This is a genomic window from Streptomyces sp. NPDC007346 (genome assembly GCF_040703535.1).
Lineage (GTDB): Bacteria > Actinomycetota > Actinomycetes > Streptomycetales > Streptomycetaceae > Streptomyces.
The window spans coordinates 32,381-47,254 of sequence record NZ_JBEYKR010000041.1; the positions used below are offsets into that span (position 1 = coordinate 32,381).

Genomic DNA, 14,874 nt, shown 5'->3' on the forward strand with positions numbered 1-14,874 from the left:
GTGCCGGGCCCCGGGGGCCGGGTGTGCGGGCCGCCCGGCCGCCGCATCGTGAGGTCGAGCATGGGCGGCGGGTGTTACCCGGCCGCATCCCGCCGGTTTCCCGGGCGGAACCGTGCGCTCAGCGCTGGCCGGCGGGCCCTGTGAGGGGCGCGGGCCCTGTGAGGTTCGCCGGGTGGCCGTTCCTGTGGGGGCGTGGCCTCTGCGTGGTCTGCCGGGTGGCAGCCCTGTGGGTGGCTGCGGCCCCTGTGCGGTTCGCCGGGTGGGCGCCCCTTAGTGTCGGGAACATGCCCGACATCACCCTCACCACCCTGGTCCTCCTCTGCCTGGCCGCGGTCGCCGCGGGCTGGATCGACGCGGTGGTGGGCGGCGGCGGGCTGCTGCTCCTGCCCGCGCTGCTGCTCGGCCTGCCGAACGTCCCGGCCGCCCATGTCCTCGGCACCAACAAGGCCGTCGCGATCGTCGGCACCTCGGGCGCCGCGATCACCTATGTGCGCCGGGCCCCGGTCCAGGTGGGGCTGGCGGTACGGGTGGGGCTGATGGCGCTCGCCGGGTCGATGGGCGGGGCGTTCCTCGCCGCCGGTCTCAGCAGCGAGGTGCTCCGTCCCGTGATCATGGTGGCGCTGCTCATGGTCGCGGTCTTCGTCCTGCTGCGTCCCTCGTTCGGTACGGCGGTGCCGGGCGACGCCGACGCCCGGCCGGTCACCCGGGCCCGGATCGTCACCGCGGTGGTCCTGGTCGGCGGCGGGATCGGCTTCTACGACGGCCTGTTCGGTCCGGGCACCGGCACCTTCCTGGTGCTGGCCCTCACCGCCGTGCTCCACCTGGACCTGGTGACGGCCTCCGCCACCGCCAAGATCGTCAACGTGTGCACGAACGCGGGGGCGCTGGCGATGTTCGCGCACCAGGGCACGGTCCTGTGGCAGCTGGCCGCCGTGATGGCCGTCTTCAACCTGGCGGGCGGGATGGTCGGGGCCCGGATGGCGCTGAGCAGGGGGAATGGCTTCGTCCGGGTGGTGCTGCTGACGGTGGTGTTCTCGCTGGTGGCGAAGCTGGGCTACGACCAGTGGGCGTCTTAGGCGCTGCGGGGCGCTCACACCGGCACCACACGGGTGCGCACCGGGCATCGCGGGGGCACTCACCGGCACGGAAGCAGGGGGCGCTCACCGGCAGGGAGACAGGGAGCGCTCACTGGCACGGAAACAAGGGCGCTCACCGGCACGGAAACAGGGGGCGTTCACCGCACATCGGTGAGGTGGGCGTAGGCCACCACGTTGCCCTGGTAACCGGTCTCCTTCGAGAAGTCGCCGCCGCAGGTGATCAGCCGCAGCGAGGCGTGCGGGGAGTCGCCGTAGACGCGCTGGTCGGGGAAGTCCTCGTTGTCGTACACCTCGATGGCGTCGATCGAGAAGACGGCGGTGTGTCCGTCCTCGCGGACGACCTCGACGCGGGTGCCCTTGGTGAGGGCGCCGAGGGCATAGAAGACGGAGGGCCCCTCGGCGTTGTCGACATGCCCGGCGACGATCGCGGTGCCCCGGGCGCCGGGCCGGACCCCGTCGGCGTACCAGCCCGCGAGGTTGCGGTCCTCGTCCGGCGGGACCTCCAGGCTGCCGTCCGCGCCGAGGCCCAGCCGTGTCATCGGCGCGTCCACCTCGATGCTCGGGATACGGATGCGGACGGGGTCGGAGGGGCGCAGCGGTTCGGCGACCGGGGAGCCGGGCTGGAGCTGGGGCCCGGCAGCGAAGGCCTGGGCGCTGGTGGGCTGCGGCGGGATCAGCTGGTCGCCGGAGCCGTTCTGGATGAGCCAGATACCGCACAGCACGGCGATGCCCACCAGCCAGCCCCTGGCCTTCTGCGCGCTCTGGGACACGTCGTCGTCCTCGTCAGCCTGGTGCGTCTCGGGTCGAAGGCGGGCCGGGCGCGCTCGGGGACGCGCCCGGCCCGGTCGGTGCGGGGGAGCGGCGGGGCTCCCCCGGGGTGGGGGCCGGCGGCCTCAGCTGCCCTCGGTGGACCCGGTCCGGCGGCGCAGCAGCCACAGACCGCCGACGGCCGCCATGCCGATCACGCCGACGCCGAGGGCGACCTGGGTGGAGTTCGGCTCGACGCTGCCGCCGACCCCGGTCCGCACATGGCCGGACGGGCGGTCGTGGTCGGGCTTCTCGTGCTTGCCGCCGCCGATCACCTTGAGGTCCCCGACGGCGTCCTTGCCGTTGTCGCAGGAGACGACGATCTCGTAGACGCCGGGCCGGGTGTCGCGCGGCACGGTGAACTGGCCGACGAGGACCTCCTTGTGCGTACCGTGCCGGACCTCGAAGTCCCCGGCGTCCAGGGAGTTCGCGTCACCGATGCCCGAGCCCTTGGGGCCGCAGGCGGTGGTGTTCACGGTGACCTTGGCGCCGGGAGGAGCGGTCGCGGGGGTGATCTCCAGCCGGCCGAAGTCATCGCCTGCGTACGCGGACGGGGCGGCGGTGAGACCGAGCGCTATGACGGTGGCCGCGGCGGTGGCGGTACCGGTCATGAGGCGGGCAGGACTGCGCATGGGGATCCTCCGGGCAGACGGCGCGAGCGGTTGTGTCCTGCCCCCGACCTAACGGGCGGTTGTGGCCGTATGCCTTCTGACGCCCGGTCAGCTTTCACCCGTACGGACCGGCGCGGCACCCTTGCCGCCGGAGGTCGCCGCAGGTCACGGGGGTGCGAATGGGCCATTCGGTCCGTGCTGCCGGGCCGGGCGCCGATCGGGTGAGCCGCGAAGCCGCAATGTGACGTACATCACATGTATGAGCTTCCAGGTCCAGGGCAAACGCAAGACACCCCCCACGGGACGGATCCCCCGCCCCCCACGGCACCCGCCCCCATCGGCCTCCCCCCCCCGGCCGGTGGGGGCGGTGTCGGTTCCGGGCGAGCGGCCTCCCTCCAGGGGGTGCGGCGCTCGCGGAGCCGGGGACCACGACGCCCGGTGGATCAGGGCGCCGTCGCGCTCCACGGGCCGGGGTGCCTTCGCGCTCCACAGGTCGGTGCGCCGTCGCGCCCCACGGGTCAGGGTGCCGTCGGACTCCAGGAGACCGCCGGCGGACGCACCCGCGCGCACAACGGCTGCCCCTTGGCGTCGGTCAGCGCGAGCCGCCCCGTGAGATGCCCGGAGCGCGCGGCGGCTTCGAGGTCCCCGGGCTCGATGTCGCCGAACATCAGCTTGGCGCGCCGGAACATGCTGAAGAGCCCGGCGTCGTCCACCGTGCCCCACGACAGGTAGATGAACCGTCCGCCCAGCCGGTTCTGGATGTACGGCCCCGAGACCTCGACCCCGTCCGCCGTGGGCTCCGCCGCGCACTCCAGGGTCCAGGAGGCGGCCGGGGCGTCCCCGGGGTGCGGGTCCAGCAGTTCACCGGGCCGGTCCTTGCGCTGGATGCCGACGTGGATGTTCTCGAACCCGGGAAAGTCGGAGTCCGGCCCGCACCTGCGGCCGGGGAGCGCTGAGGCCTCGATATGGATCTGCATGCTCCCCATGGTCCGTCACGGCGGCGGTGCGCGGACGCCCGGACGCCGCTCAGACGCTCTCCGCCGCCGCACTCCCGTACGCGGCCTCCAGCCGTCCGAGCAGACCCCCGGCCTCCTCGTCGCCGCTCGCGAACTCCACGGCGTCGATCCGCCGCACCGGAGCGATCCCCTGCGAGTTGCAGACGAACGCGGACCGGTACCCGCCCAGCCCGTCCAGCGTCACCGTGCGCCGGACCGACGGCTCCCCGGCCTCCGCGAGGCCGCGCTCCAGCAGGGACATGGTGGTGCCGACGAGCATGGGGGCGTCCGGCCACACGACCGAAGCCCCGTCCCAGAACCCGATGTTGGTGACGGCCCCCTCGGTCACCACCCCGCCCGGCGCGGTCAGCAGGGCTTCGTCGAACCCCGCCCGCGCGGCCAGCATCCCGTAGTACGTCTGCCCGAACTCGCCCGGCCGCTTGATGTGCGGCACCACCCGGGCGTACGGCACCGACATCAGGCTCCGGGCCCCGGGCGCCATCGTGGCGGCCTCGCGCACGGTGACCATGACCCGCGTACGGCCCTCCCCGGGCGGCAGGAACCCGTGCACCCGCACCGAGGCGTCCCGCAGCCCGGTGCGGTCCAGGGCGCGCCCGATCAGCTCCCGCACCTGGTCGCCACCCAGGGGCAGTTGGAACAGCTCCCGGTTCGCCTCCTCCAGCCGGTCGAGATGCAGCCCGAGCCCCCGCACGCCGCGGTCCCGGACCTGCATGGCGGTGAAGTGCCCGAACCCGAAGAGGGCGGGCACCCGGAGGTCGTCCTCGGTGGCGGGGTGCCCGTCCATCTCGACGTAGGGCAAGGGGAGGGGCGGCGTGCCGGGCGGGGGATTCGTCATACGGCAACCGTATGCGGGAGGGGGCGTGCCGCCCCAGACGGGTCAGGGGCGGGGGTCGGGCGAGGACGGGCTCGCCGCCCCCTCAGTCGACGCAGAACTCGTTGCCCTCGATGTCCAGCATCGGGATGCAGGAATTATGGCCGTCGTACAGCGTGCGCACATGGACCGCGCCGAGCGGGACCAGCCGTGCGCACTCGGCCTCGAGCGCGGCGAGACGCTCCTCGCCCACGAGTCCGGTGCCGACCCGCACGTCGAGGTGCAGCCGGTTCTTGGCGGCCTTCCCCTCGGGGACGCGCTGGAAGAACAGGCGCGGGCCCACGCCCGAGGGATCGACGCAGGCGAACCATGCGTCCCGCTGCTCGGGCGGCTGCGAGCGCTGGAAGTCGTCCCACGTGGCGAACCCGTCCGGAGGCGGCGGTACGACGTACCCCAGCACCTCGCACCAGAAGCGGGCGAGGCGCTCGGGCTCTGCGCAGTCGAAGGTGACCTGGAACTGTTTGATCGCTGCCATCAGCCCTCCACATGTGACGTCAGCGGGCGACCCTGCCACGGGATCACCCGAAGCTCAATCAATTTCCGTCGACTTGACCTCAACCAAGGTTGAGGCTCAATGCTCGACCCCATGGACACGACACCCACGTCTCTCGCCCCCGCTTCCGCTCCCGACTCCGCTCCCGCCCCCCTCAAGGTCGCCGTCATCCTCGGCAGCAACCGGGAAGGCCGCTTCGGCCCGGTCGTCGCCGACTGGTTCCTCGGCAGGGCGGCCCGGTACGACGGCATCGAGACCGAACTCATCGATGTCGTCACGGCCCGCCTCCCCACCGCCTACACCTTCAGCCCCGCCCCCGAGGAGGCGGCCCGCATCGAGGCGGTCTCGGCGCGACTGGCGGCGGCCGACGCTTTCGTCGTCGTCACCCCCGAGTACAACCACTCCTTCCCCGCACCGCTGAAGAACCTCATCGACTGGCACCATGCAGAATGGCAGGCCAAACCCGTCGCCTTCGTCTCGTACGGCGGCAGGTCCGGCGGGCTGCGGGCCGTCGAGCAGCTCCGGCAGATCTTCGCCGAACTGCACACCGCCTCCGTCCGTGACACCGTCTCCTTCCACAACGCGGGCGCCCTCTTCGACGACGAGGGGAACCACCGGGACCCGGCGGAGGCCGAAGGGGCGGCCAAGGCGCTCCTGGACCAGCTGGTCTGGTGGGGGCACGCCCTGCGCGACGCGCGAAACCGGCATCCGTACGGCGCCTGACCCTCTCCGGGCCGACAATCGGTGCACGGGCAGGAGCCCGCCGTACCCGAGGAGACCGACAGATGACAGCGCCGCCGGCATGGCTGACCGTGATGACCACGACCGACAGCGAGGAGAAGGCCCACGAGCTGGCGCAGGGGGCGGTGGAGGCCCGGCTGGCCGCCTGCGTACAGATCTCCGCGCCCGTCACCTCGGTCTACCGGTGGCAGAACGCCATCGAGTCGTCCGAGGAGTGGCAGGTGCTGTTCAAGACGGCAGCCGAGCGCTACGAGGAGCTGGAGCGGTACCTCCAGGAGGCCCACGACTACGACACACCCGAGATCATCGCGATCCCGGTGATCCGTGGCAGCGCCCGTTACCTCGGCTGGGTCACGGCGGAGACGGCCTCCGCAGCCGCCCTGTGACGGCGGCCATGAGCACCCTGGACCCCGGCTCCCCGCCCACCGACGAGCTGCCGTTCTTCGTGTACGGGACGCTGCTCCCCGGCGAACCCAACCACGACCTGTTCCTCCGGGGCCGTACGGCGGGGGAGCGGCCCGCCGTACTGCCCCGGGCCCTGCTGTACGACGGCCCCGGCTACCCGTACGCCATCGACGGTCACGGCCGCGTCCACGGCACCCTGCTCACCGCGGCGCCCGGGGTGTACGGGGAGCTGCTCGGGCTCCTGGACCATCTGGAGGAGTACCTCGGGCCCCGCCACCCGCGCAATCTGTACGAGCGGGTCGTCCGCGAGGTCGAGCTGCCGGGGGAGGGCTCCACGCGTGCCTGGGTCTACCTCGCCGCGGCCGCCGTCACCCGCTCCCTGCGGACCGGCGGCAGCGTCATCGCCGAGGGGCGGTGGACCACCCGGCGGCCTCCGGCCGGAGGCCGCACACCGTGAATCCGGGACACTCGTGACTCCCTGAACTCCGGACACCCGTGACGCCCGTGACGCTCGGTCAGCGTGCGGAGGCGCGGCAGGTCATGGCGCCGCCGACGCCAGTGCCTCCGCCACGCCCGCCTCCTGGGGCCCCAGGAAGCGCGGGTCGGGGCGGAACAGGGCGTCCAGGGCCGCCTTCCCCGACGCGGCCAGCTCCCGGGTCCCGCCGTAGTACCAGGTCGCGTCCCGTGGCTCGTCGACCCCGACCCCGTACGCGTCGATCCCCGCGGAGCGGCACAGCGTGGTCGCCCGGTGGATGTGGAAGCCCTGGCTCACCAGCACCGCCCGGTCGACCCCGAATATCTTCTTGGCCCGCACGCAGGAGTCCCAGCTGTCGAACCCGGCGTAGTCGCTGACGATCCGGTCGTCGGGCACCCCGCGCTCGGTGAGGTACGTGCGCATCGCGTCCGGCTCGTCGTACTCCACCCGGCTGTTGTCCCCGGTGACCAGGACGACCTTCACCTTCCCGGTCCGGTACAGCTCGGCCGCCGCGTCCAGGCGGTGGGCGAGATACGGGGTCGGCCGGCCGTTCCACAGGCCGGCGCCGAACACCATGGCGACCTCCCGGGCCGGGGCGTCCGCCGTGGTCCCCACCCGCGCGTCGGCGCCCATCCGCATCCACGTCGCGGGCAGCAGCGCCAGCACGCAGAGGGCCATCACGGCCTGTACGGCGAGCCGCCGGCCCCGGCGGGAGCGCGGCAGCCGGAGCCGACGCCTCTCCCGCTTCACTCCGGCCCCGGAGGCCTCAGAGGCCTTCGACGCCCCCGAGGACTTCGAGGCCTTCGAGGACTTCGAGGCGTCCGACGCCCCCGAGGCATCCGACGCTCCGGAGTCCTCCGACACCCGCGACACCCCCGACGCCTCAGATGCCTTCAACGCCGCCCGCGTCACTCGCGCCCCTGGAAACGCCCGCGCCCCTCGCGCCCCTCGCATCCTCCGCACGGGAGCCCCCCTCGTCGTCCGTACCGTCGTCCCGTCCCATCTGACCTGACGAGCGAAACGCCCGAAAGGTTCGCCGACCGGGCAGAAACGGGTGCGGACCCCCGCACCGCACACCGGCCACCACCCCGCCGTGAGGGCGTCGAAAACCTCCGTGACCCACACGCAACGGCCCGGCAACCTCCGCCCGGCACCATCGGTGCATGACGGAGCCGTCCCCGCAGCAGCCACGCCGGTCCCCGCCCCGCGACAGCCACACCCCGGCGCCCCCGGGCGTCGACACCCCGACACCTCTGGACGTCGACAGCACGAGCACGGTGCCCCTCGGCGGCACCGCGCAGCTCCTCACCCGCGTCACCGCCCAACTCGGCACCCAGCTCAGCCTCGTCTCCCGGAACGGAACCCGCAGGCCCATGCCCCGCACCCGGCAACCCGCCCCGCCCCGGCCGCCCGCCGCCCCGCCCGCCCTGGTCGTCGTCGGCCACGGCAGCCGCGACCCGCAGGCCCTGCGTACCGTCCTCGCGCTCCTGGACCGGGTCCGCGACCTGCGCCCCGGACTCGACGTCCGCCTCGGCCACATCGAGCTGAACCGGCCGCTGCTCCCGGACACCCTGGACGGCCTGCGCGGGGCCGACGCGGTCCTCGTACCGCTGCTCCTGGGGCGCGGCCACCACGTCAAGCACGACCTGCCCGCCGCGGCCGCCGCCGCCCCCGGCGTACGCACCCGGATCGCCGCCCCCCTCGGCCCGCACCCACTGCTGGTGGAGGCGCTGTACGGGCGGCTCGTGGAGGCGGGCTGGGACCCCGCCGACCGGGGGAGCCACGCCGCCGCCGTGGTCCTGGCCGCCGCAGGGTCCCGCGACCCCGACTCCGCCCAGGACACCCGGCGTACGGCCCGGATGCTCGCCGAGCGGCTCGGCGGGGTGCCCGTCGTCCCCGCGTACGCCTCCGCCGCCGGCCCCACCGTCCCCGCCGCGCTGCGCGCGCTGGCCGCCCGGGGCCGGCACCGTACCTTCGTCGCCTCGTACTTCACCGCGCCCGGCCGCTTCGCGAGCGCCGCCGCCGAGGCCGCGCCCGGGGCCGCCGCCGCCCCGCTCGGCGCGCACCCGGCGATGGCCCGCCTCCTCCTCCACCGCTACGACCGGGCCCTGTCCGCCACGGCACCCGCCGACGCCGACGTCGACGCCGTGAGCTTGCTCGCTTCCGCCTGACTCCCCGGCCCGCTCGCGACGCGTTGTCCGTCCCGGTCGCTACTGTCGGGACCATGGACGGCACACAAGGCGCACGCGGGGCAGACCAGACACACGGCACACACGGCGAGCGGGGCACCGGGAGCGGCTACGGACCGGCCGACACCGAGCGCTTCGACACCGAGGAGGACAAGCGCCCCGGCCGCACCGCCTTCCAGCGCGACCGGGCCCGGGTGCTGCACTCCGCCGCGCTGCGCAGGCTCGCCGGGAAGACCCAGGTGGTCACGCCCGGCACGCGTTCGCTGGTCTGGGACGCCAGCCCCCGCACCCGGCTCACCCACTCCTTGGAGTGCGCGCAGGTCGGCCGCGAGCTGGGCGCGGTCCTCGGCTGCGACCCGGACCTGGTGGAGACGGCGTGCCTCGCGCACGACATGGGCCACCCCCCGTTCGGCCACAACGGCGAGCAGGCGCTCAACGACTTCGCCTCCGACTGCGGCGGCTTCGAGGGCAACGCCCAGTCGCTGCGGCTGCTGACCCGCCTGGAGCCGAAGCGGTTCGTCCGCGACCCGCGCTCCGGCGAACTGGTCAGCGTCGGCCTCAACCTGACCCGGGCCGCCCTGGACGCCGCCACCAAGTACCCCTGGCCGCGCGGCGCGCACCCCACCGACCCGCACTCGGTGAAGTTCGGGGTGTACGCGGACGACCTCCCCGTCTTCGAGTGGGCCCGCAAGGGGGCGCCGGAGGACCGCACCTGCTTCGAGGCCCAGGTCATGGACTGGTCCGACGACGTGGCGTACTCCGTGCACGACTTCGAGGACGGGCTGCACGCCGGGCACATCGACCCCAACTGCCTCTACGCGGAGCCGGAGCGCGAGGAGATCTTCGCCGTCGCCATCGGCCGGTACGTCCCCGCCGACACCGACCCGCAGGAGCTGGCGCAGGCCCTGGACCGGCTGATCGACCAGGAGTGGTGGCCGCACGGCTACGACGGCTCCGCCGTGGCACAGGCCCGCCTGAAGGACGCCACCAGCCAGCTCATCGGCCGCTTCTGCACGGAGGCCGAGCTCGCCACCCGCGAGGTGCACGGCCCCGGCCGCCTCACCCGGTACGGGGCGGAGCTGGTCGTTCCGCGCACGGTCCGCAACGAGTGCGCGGTGCTCAAGGCGGTCGCCGACCGTTACGTGATGCAGCGCGCCGAGCAGGAGACCCTCCGCGCCGACCAGCGCGTCGTCATCGCGGAACTGGCCGCGGCCCTCACCGCCCGCGCCCCCGAGGGCCTGGAGCCGCACTTCCGCGCCCTGTTCGACCAGGCGCCCGACGACCATGCCCGCAAGCGCGTCCTGGTCGACCAGATCGCGGCCCTCACCGACGCCTCCGCACGATCCCTGCACGCCGCGCTCACCGCCCGCCGCGGCTGAGGGGCAGACTGGACCTGACCACTGGGTGTGACCTGCCTGGGGCACACCCTCTTTCGCCATCACGCTGCGTGCGGGACGCTCGCAGCCGGGGGCGCCGCGCAGCACAGCACTGAGGAGGCATCAAGTGGTCGACGCACATCGGACATTCGTCATCGTCGGAGCGGGACTCGCAGGGGCGAAGGCGGCCGAGACACTCCGCGCGGAGGGGTTCACCGGCCGGGTGATCCTCATCGGGGACGAGCGCGACCACCCCTACGAACGGCCGCCGCTCTCCAAGGGCTACCTCGGCGGCAAGGAGGAACGCGAGAGCGCCTTCGTCCACGAGGCCGCCTGGTACGCGGGCGCCGACATCGAACTGCACCTCGGCCAGCCCGTCACGGCGCTCGACCGGTACGCCAAGACCGTGCGGCTCGGCGACAACACCGTCATCCACTACGACAAGCTGCTGCTCGCCACCGGCTCCGAACCGCGCCGCCTCGACGTCCCCGGCACCGACCTGGTGGGCGTCCACCACCTGCGCCGCCTCTCCCACGCCGACCGGCTGCGCAACGTCCTGGCCGCCCTCGGCCGCGACAACGGCCACCTGGTGATCGCCGGGGGCGGCTGGATCGGCCTGGAGGTCGCCGCCGCCGCCCGGGGGTACGGGGCCGAGGTCACCGTCGTCGAGCCGGAGGCCACCCCCCTGCACCAGGTCGTCGGCCCCGAGCTGGGCCAGATCTTCACCGAGCTGCACCGCTCGCACGGCGTCCGCTTCCACTTCGGCGCCCGCCTCACCGAGATCACCGGCCAGGACGGCATGGTGCTGGCCGCCCGCACCGACGACGGCGAGGAGCACCCCGCCCACGACGTGCTCGCCGCGATCGGCGCCGCCCCGCGCTCCGCCCTCGCCGAGGCCGCCGGGCTGGAGATGGCCGAGCGGGCGCTCGGCGGCGGCATCGCCGTGGACGCCTCGCTGCGCACCTCCGACCCGCACATCTACGCCGCCGGGGACGTCGCCGCCGTCGCCCACCCGCTGCTCGGCGCCCGGCTGCGCGTCGAGCACTGGGCCAACGCCCTCAACAGCGGACCGGCCGCCGCCCGCGCGATGCTCGGCCAGGACGTGACGTACGACCGGGTGCCGTACTTCTTCTCCGACCAGTACGACCTCGGCCTCGAATACTCCGGCTGGGCGCCGCCCGGCTCCTACGACGAGGTGATCATCCGGGGTGACGCGGGGAAGCGGGAGTTCATCGCCTTCTGGCTCAAGGACCGCCGCGTCATGGCCGGGATGAACGTCAACGTGTGGGGCGTGACGGAGACGGTCCAGGAGCTGATCCGGGCCGGTCAGCAGCACGACCCGGAGGCGCTGGCCGACCCGTCGGTGGAGCTGCGGTCCCTGCTCTGAGCGACTCCGCCTCCCCGACCCGGCCGCCTCCAGGGGCGCGGGACCGGCCGCCCGCGCCCCGGACGGGTCGCCTTGCGGTACGGGCATACGATGCTGTGCGTGGAGCAGAGCAATGAGGAGCTGGACAGCCTCGTACGCAAACGCATCCGCGCCCTCCGGGTGGCGCAGGGCTGGTCGCTGGAGGAGCTGGCCGGCCGGGCGAACCTCAGCCAGTCCTCGCTCAGCCGCATCGAGAACGGACAGCGCCGCCTGGCCCTGGACCAGCTCGTCACGCTCGCCCGCGCCCTGGACACCACCCTCGACCAGCTGGTGGAGACCGCCTCCGACGACGTCATCATCAGCCCGATGATCGACAGCGCCCACGGGCTGATGCGCTGGCCCGTGAAGGGTGAGCCCGGTATGACCGTCGTACGGCAGCGGATGACCGAGCCGCCCCCGGACAACCCGGCGCGGATGCGCGCGCACCCCGGCCGGGAGTGGCTGGTCGTCCTCTCCGGCACCGCGGTCCTCATGCTGGGCCACCACCGCCGCTTCCGGGTGGAGACCAACCAGGCCGCCGAGTTCCCCACGATGCTGCCGCACGCCATCGGGGCCGAGGGCGGCCCGTGCGAGATCCTGGGCATCTTCGACCGGGACGCCCGCCGCGGCCACCAGCGCGACGACCGCCGCTCCGGGAACGACTGCGCCCCGGACCTGCCCCGCACGACGTGACCGGCCGTGAGGTGACCGGCCGTGACGTGACTGTCCGGGGCGTGACCGTCCGGGGCGTGACCGTCCGGGACGTGGTCGTCCGGGAGGTGGCCGTCCGCGACATCACCGCCCCGCTCATGACGCCCGCCGGTTGCGCGTCCGGCATCGGCAGCGGTCATCTTCTTGCCGATACCGGGAGATGTCGTGCTGTTCAGGCATGGCGACCCTAGCGTGGAGCCATGACCCACGCACATGCACACGCCCCCGCCCACGCCTCCGCCCACGCCCCCCACCACCCCGCCCACGACAGCCACGGCGAGGCGGAGATCCTGGACCTCGACGCCCAGGTGCTCGCCGAACACCTCACCGCCCTCACCGGGTGGCTCCCCGTCCAGGCCCCGCCCCGCCGGATCGTCGACCTGGGCTGCGGCACGGGAGCGGGCACCTTCGCCCTGCTCGACCGCTTCCCCGAGGCGCACCTCACCGCCGTCGACACCTCGGCCCCCCACCTCCAGCGCCTCCGCGAGAAGGCGTGCGCCCGCGGTGCGGAGGGGCGCGTACGGACCGTGCAGGCCGACCTGGACGCCGCCGACTGGCCCGACCTCGGCGCCCCGGACCTGGTGTGGGCGTCGGCCTCCATGCACCACATGGCCGACCCCGACCAGGCCCTGCGCACCGTCCACGACCTGCTCGCCCCCGGCGGACTGTTCGTGGTGGTGGAGCTCTCCGGCTTCCCCCGCTTCCTGCCCGCGGCCGCGCCCGAGGAACGGCCCGGCCTGGAGGAGCGCTGCCACGCGGCGAGCGACCGCTTCCACGCCGAGCACGTGCCCCACCGGGGCGCCGACTGGGGCCCGAAGCTGACCGGGGCCGGATTCACGGTCGAGGACGAACGCGTGATCACCGTGGACCTCGGGAAGACCGACGCCTCCCGCCGCGAGGCGGTCGGCGCCTACGCCCTCGGCAGCCTCCGGCGCCTGCGCCACAGCGTGGCCGAGGCGCTCGCGCCCGAGGACCTCGCCGCGCTCGACCGGCTGCTCGACACCGAGGGCCCCGGCTCCCTCCTGCACCGCGACGACCTCACCGTACGTACGGAACGCACCGTCTGGGCCGCCCGCCGGACCGGCTGACCACCCGCCGACCACCGGCCGACCACCGGCCGACCACCGGCCGACCACCAGCCGTCCCGCCCCGCCGCCGGAGCCGGGCGGGCCCCGGGGGCGGAGCCGGTTGTCCGAACCCACCCGTAGACTTCATCCGTGGCTGGCAGGATCAATGACGACGACGTGAAGGCGGTACGGGACGCGGTCCCGATCGACTCCGTCGTGTCCGAATACCTCCAGCTGCGCAACGCGGGCGGCGGAAACCTCAAGGGACTCTGCCCCTTCCACGACGAGAAGTCCCCCTCCTTCCAGGTCAGCCCCGGCAAGGGCCTGTTCCACTGCTTCGGCTGCCAGGAGGGCGGCGACACCATCGCGTTCGTGATGAAGATCGACCACCTCTCCTTCTCGGAGACGGTCGAGCGCCTCGCCGCCAAGGCGGGCATCACCCTGCGGTACGAGGAGGGCGGCTACAACCCCTCCCACCAGCGCGGCGAACGCATCCGGCTGATCGAGGCCCACCAGGCCGCCGCCGACTTCTACGTACGCGCGCTGGAGAGCCCCGAGGCGGAGATCGGCCGGAAGTTCCTCGCCGAGCGCGGCTTCGACCAGGACGCCGCGGCCCACTTCCGCGTCGGATACAGCCCGGCCGGCTGGGACCACCTCACCCGCTATCTGCGCGGCAAGGGCTTCAGCGACAAGGAGCTGATCACCTCCGGCCTCTCCCAGGACGGCCGCCGCGGCCCCATCGACCGCTTCCGCGGCCGGCTGATGTGGCCGATCAGCGACACCGCCGGGGAGATCGTCGGCTTCGGCGCCCGCAAGCTGCGCGACGACGACAACGGCCCGAAGTACCTGAACACCCCCGAGACCCCGGTCTACAAGAAGTCCCAGGTGCTGTACGGCATCGACCTGGCCAAGAAGGACATCGCCAAGGCCAGCCGAGCCGTCGTCGTCGAGGGCTACACCGACGTCATGGCCTGCCACCTCGCCGGGGTCACCACCGCCATCGCCACCTGCGGCACCGCCTTCGGCAACGACCACATCAAGATCCTGCGCCGCCTCCTCATGGACAACGGCAGCGCCCGCGTGATCTTCACCTTCGACGGCGACTCGGCCGGTCAGAAGGCGGCCCTGCGCGCCTTCGAGGACGACCAGAAGTTCGCCGCCGAGACGTACATCGCCATCGCCCCGGACAACATGGACCCGTGCGACCTGCGGCTGGTCAAGGGCGACGACGCCGTACGCGACCTGGTCGAGCCGCGCACCCCGCTCTTCGAGTTCGCCCTGCGCCAGATCGTCGGCCGGTACGACCTGGAGACCCCGGCGGGCCGCGCCGCCGCGCTCGACGAGGCCGCCGCCGTCGTCGCCAAGATCAAGACCAGCAGTGTGCAGCGCGAGGTGGCGGTCCAGCTCGCCGGGCTCGTCGGCATCCTCGACCAGGAGTTCGTCGTCCACCGCGTCGCCCAGCTCGCCCGCTGGGCCCGCGACAAGGGCGGCGACGGCCGGGGCGACGGACGCACACCCCCTAGGCGAGCGGTGGTTTCGAGTTGTTGGATCGCTTTTCCTTCGATCCAGGTGTCGTCCGCGGCGACCAATACGGCGCCGTCGGACAAATT

Annotated in this window: 16 protein-coding genes; 10 read left to right on the forward strand and 6 right to left on the reverse strand. The window is 73.5% G+C overall.

What is annotated here, in order from left to right:
* The first annotated feature begins 284 nt into the window (after positions 1–284).
* Positions 285–1,076: a TSUP family transporter gene (locus AB0917_RS13675; protein ID WP_366819696.1), complete on the forward strand. Its 792-nt coding sequence runs from the start codon at positions 285–287 to the stop codon at positions 1,074–1,076.
* Between the two features lie 158 nt (positions 1,077–1,234).
* Here AB0917_RS13675 and AB0917_RS13680 read toward each other — a convergent pair whose 3' ends face one another.
* The 5 genes from AB0917_RS13680 to AB0917_RS13700 form a co-directional block, all read right to left on the reverse strand.
* Positions 1,235–1,867 carry a class F sortase gene (locus tag AB0917_RS13680; protein WP_366819697.1) on the reverse strand — a complete coding sequence of 211 codons (633 nt, stop codon included), beginning with the start codon at positions 1,865–1,867 and terminating at the stop codon, positions 1,235–1,237.
* Positions 1,868–1,990: 123 nt separating this feature from the next.
* Positions 1,991–2,536, reverse strand: coding sequence for a hypothetical protein (locus AB0917_RS13685; RefSeq protein ID WP_366819698.1), 546 nt, complete (start codon positions 2,534–2,536; stop codon positions 1,991–1,993).
* 497 nt (positions 2,537–3,033) lie between these two features.
* Positions 3,034–3,492: a DUF5990 family protein gene (locus AB0917_RS13690; RefSeq protein WP_366819699.1), complete on the reverse strand. Its 459-nt coding sequence runs from the start codon at positions 3,490–3,492 to the stop codon at positions 3,034–3,036.
* Positions 3,493–3,541: 49 nt separating this feature from the next.
* A complete protein-coding gene (locus AB0917_RS13695; protein WP_366819701.1) occupies positions 3,542–4,366 on the reverse strand; it encodes an aminotransferase class IV in 825 nt (274 codons plus the stop codon).
* 82 nt (positions 4,367–4,448) lie between these two features.
* Positions 4,449–4,877: a VOC family protein gene (locus tag AB0917_RS13700; RefSeq protein ID WP_366819702.1), complete on the reverse strand. Its 429-nt coding sequence runs from the start codon at positions 4,875–4,877 to the stop codon at positions 4,449–4,451.
* A 111-nt stretch (positions 4,878–4,988) separates the two neighbouring features.
* Between AB0917_RS13700 and AB0917_RS13705 the strand changes: the two genes are divergently transcribed.
* The 3 genes from AB0917_RS13705 to AB0917_RS13715 all read left to right on the forward strand — a co-directional run bounded on the left by AB0917_RS13705 (position 4,989) and on the right by AB0917_RS13715 (position 6,498).
* Complete coding sequence (locus AB0917_RS13705) at positions 4,989–5,618, forward strand: NAD(P)H-dependent oxidoreductase (protein WP_366819703.1); 630 nt, start codon at positions 4,989–4,991, stop codon at positions 5,616–5,618.
* A 62-nt stretch (positions 5,619–5,680) separates the two neighbouring features.
* Positions 5,681–6,022, forward strand: a complete 342-nt coding sequence (cutA, locus tag AB0917_RS13710) for a divalent-cation tolerance protein CutA (RefSeq protein WP_366819704.1) — start codon at positions 5,681–5,683, stop codon at positions 6,020–6,022.
* A gap of 8 nt (positions 6,023–6,030) precedes the next feature.
* On the forward strand, positions 6,031–6,498 hold the full coding sequence (locus AB0917_RS13715) for a gamma-glutamylcyclotransferase family protein (protein ID WP_366819705.1): 468 nt from the start codon (positions 6,031–6,033) through the stop codon (positions 6,496–6,498).
* An 81-nt stretch (positions 6,499–6,579) separates the two neighbouring features.
* On the opposite strand, the gene AB0917_RS13720 is transcribed toward AB0917_RS13715, so the two are convergent.
* Positions 6,580–7,266, reverse strand: coding sequence for an ElyC/SanA/YdcF family protein (locus AB0917_RS13720; RefSeq protein WP_366819713.1), 687 nt, complete (start codon positions 7,264–7,266; stop codon positions 6,580–6,582).
* Between the two features lie 413 nt (positions 7,267–7,679).
* Here AB0917_RS13720 and AB0917_RS13725 point away from each other — a divergent pair, with 413 nt between their 5' ends.
* From AB0917_RS13725 to dnaG, 6 genes are all read left to right on the forward strand, one after another.
* Complete coding sequence (locus AB0917_RS13725) at positions 7,680–8,687, forward strand: sirohydrochlorin chelatase (protein WP_366819706.1); 1,008 nt, start codon at positions 7,680–7,682, stop codon at positions 8,685–8,687.
* 53 nt (positions 8,688–8,740) lie between these two features.
* The gene (locus AB0917_RS13730; protein WP_366819707.1) at positions 8,741–10,084 is read left to right on the forward strand and encodes a deoxyguanosinetriphosphate triphosphohydrolase; all 1,344 of its coding nucleotides are present in this window, start codon (positions 8,741–8,743) and stop codon (positions 10,082–10,084) included.
* A 124-nt stretch (positions 10,085–10,208) separates the two neighbouring features.
* A complete protein-coding gene (locus tag AB0917_RS13735; protein WP_366819708.1) occupies positions 10,209–11,468 on the forward strand; it encodes an FAD-dependent oxidoreductase in 1,260 nt (419 codons plus the stop codon).
* A gap of 99 nt (positions 11,469–11,567) precedes the next feature.
* Positions 11,568–12,179 carry an XRE family transcriptional regulator gene (locus AB0917_RS13740; protein ID WP_366819709.1) on the forward strand — a complete coding sequence of 204 codons (612 nt, stop codon included), beginning with the start codon at positions 11,568–11,570 and terminating at the stop codon, positions 12,177–12,179.
* A 218-nt stretch (positions 12,180–12,397) separates the two neighbouring features.
* Positions 12,398–13,285 carry a class I SAM-dependent methyltransferase gene (locus AB0917_RS13745; protein ID WP_366819710.1) on the forward strand — a complete coding sequence of 296 codons (888 nt, stop codon included), beginning with the start codon at positions 12,398–12,400 and terminating at the stop codon, positions 13,283–13,285.
* A 129-nt stretch (positions 13,286–13,414) separates the two neighbouring features.
* On the forward strand, positions 13,415–14,874 hold a 1,460-nt coding region (dnaG, locus tag AB0917_RS13750; protein WP_366819711.1), incomplete at its 3' end, for a DNA primase.

What these genes read in the sequence shown, in the direction of transcription:
- AB0917_RS13675 (WP_366819696.1), top strand. Translation starts at nt 285, where the DNA reads ATGCCCGACATCACCCTCACCACCCTGGTCCTCCTCTGCCTGGCCGCG.
- AB0917_RS13685 (WP_366819698.1), bottom strand. Translation starts at nt 2,536, where the DNA reads ATGCGCAGTCCTGCCCGCCTCATGACCGGTACCGCCACCGCCGCGGCC.
- AB0917_RS13690 (WP_366819699.1), bottom strand. Translation starts at nt 3,492, where the DNA reads ATGCAGATCCATATCGAGGCCTCAGCGCTCCCCGGCCGCAGGTGCGGG.
- AB0917_RS13695 (WP_366819701.1), bottom strand. Translation starts at nt 4,366, where the DNA reads ATGACGAATCCCCCGCCCGGCACGCCGCCCCTCCCCTTGCCCTACGTC.
- AB0917_RS13700 (WP_366819702.1), bottom strand. Translation starts at nt 4,877, where the DNA reads ATGGCAGCGATCAAACAGTTCCAGGTCACCTTCGACTGCGCAGAGCCC.
- AB0917_RS13705 (WP_366819703.1), top strand. Translation starts at nt 4,989, where the DNA reads ATGGACACGACACCCACGTCTCTCGCCCCCGCTTCCGCTCCCGACTCC.
- cutA (WP_366819704.1), top strand. Translation starts at nt 5,681, where the DNA reads ATGACAGCGCCGCCGGCATGGCTGACCGTGATGACCACGACCGACAGC.
- AB0917_RS13715 (WP_366819705.1), top strand. Translation starts at nt 6,031, where the DNA reads ATGAGCACCCTGGACCCCGGCTCCCCGCCCACCGACGAGCTGCCGTTC.
- AB0917_RS13725 (WP_366819706.1), top strand. Translation starts at nt 7,680, where the DNA reads ATGACGGAGCCGTCCCCGCAGCAGCCACGCCGGTCCCCGCCCCGCGAC.
- AB0917_RS13730 (WP_366819707.1), top strand. Translation starts at nt 8,741, where the DNA reads ATGGACGGCACACAAGGCGCACGCGGGGCAGACCAGACACACGGCACA.
- AB0917_RS13745 (WP_366819710.1), top strand. Translation starts at nt 12,398, where the DNA reads ATGACCCACGCACATGCACACGCCCCCGCCCACGCCTCCGCCCACGCC.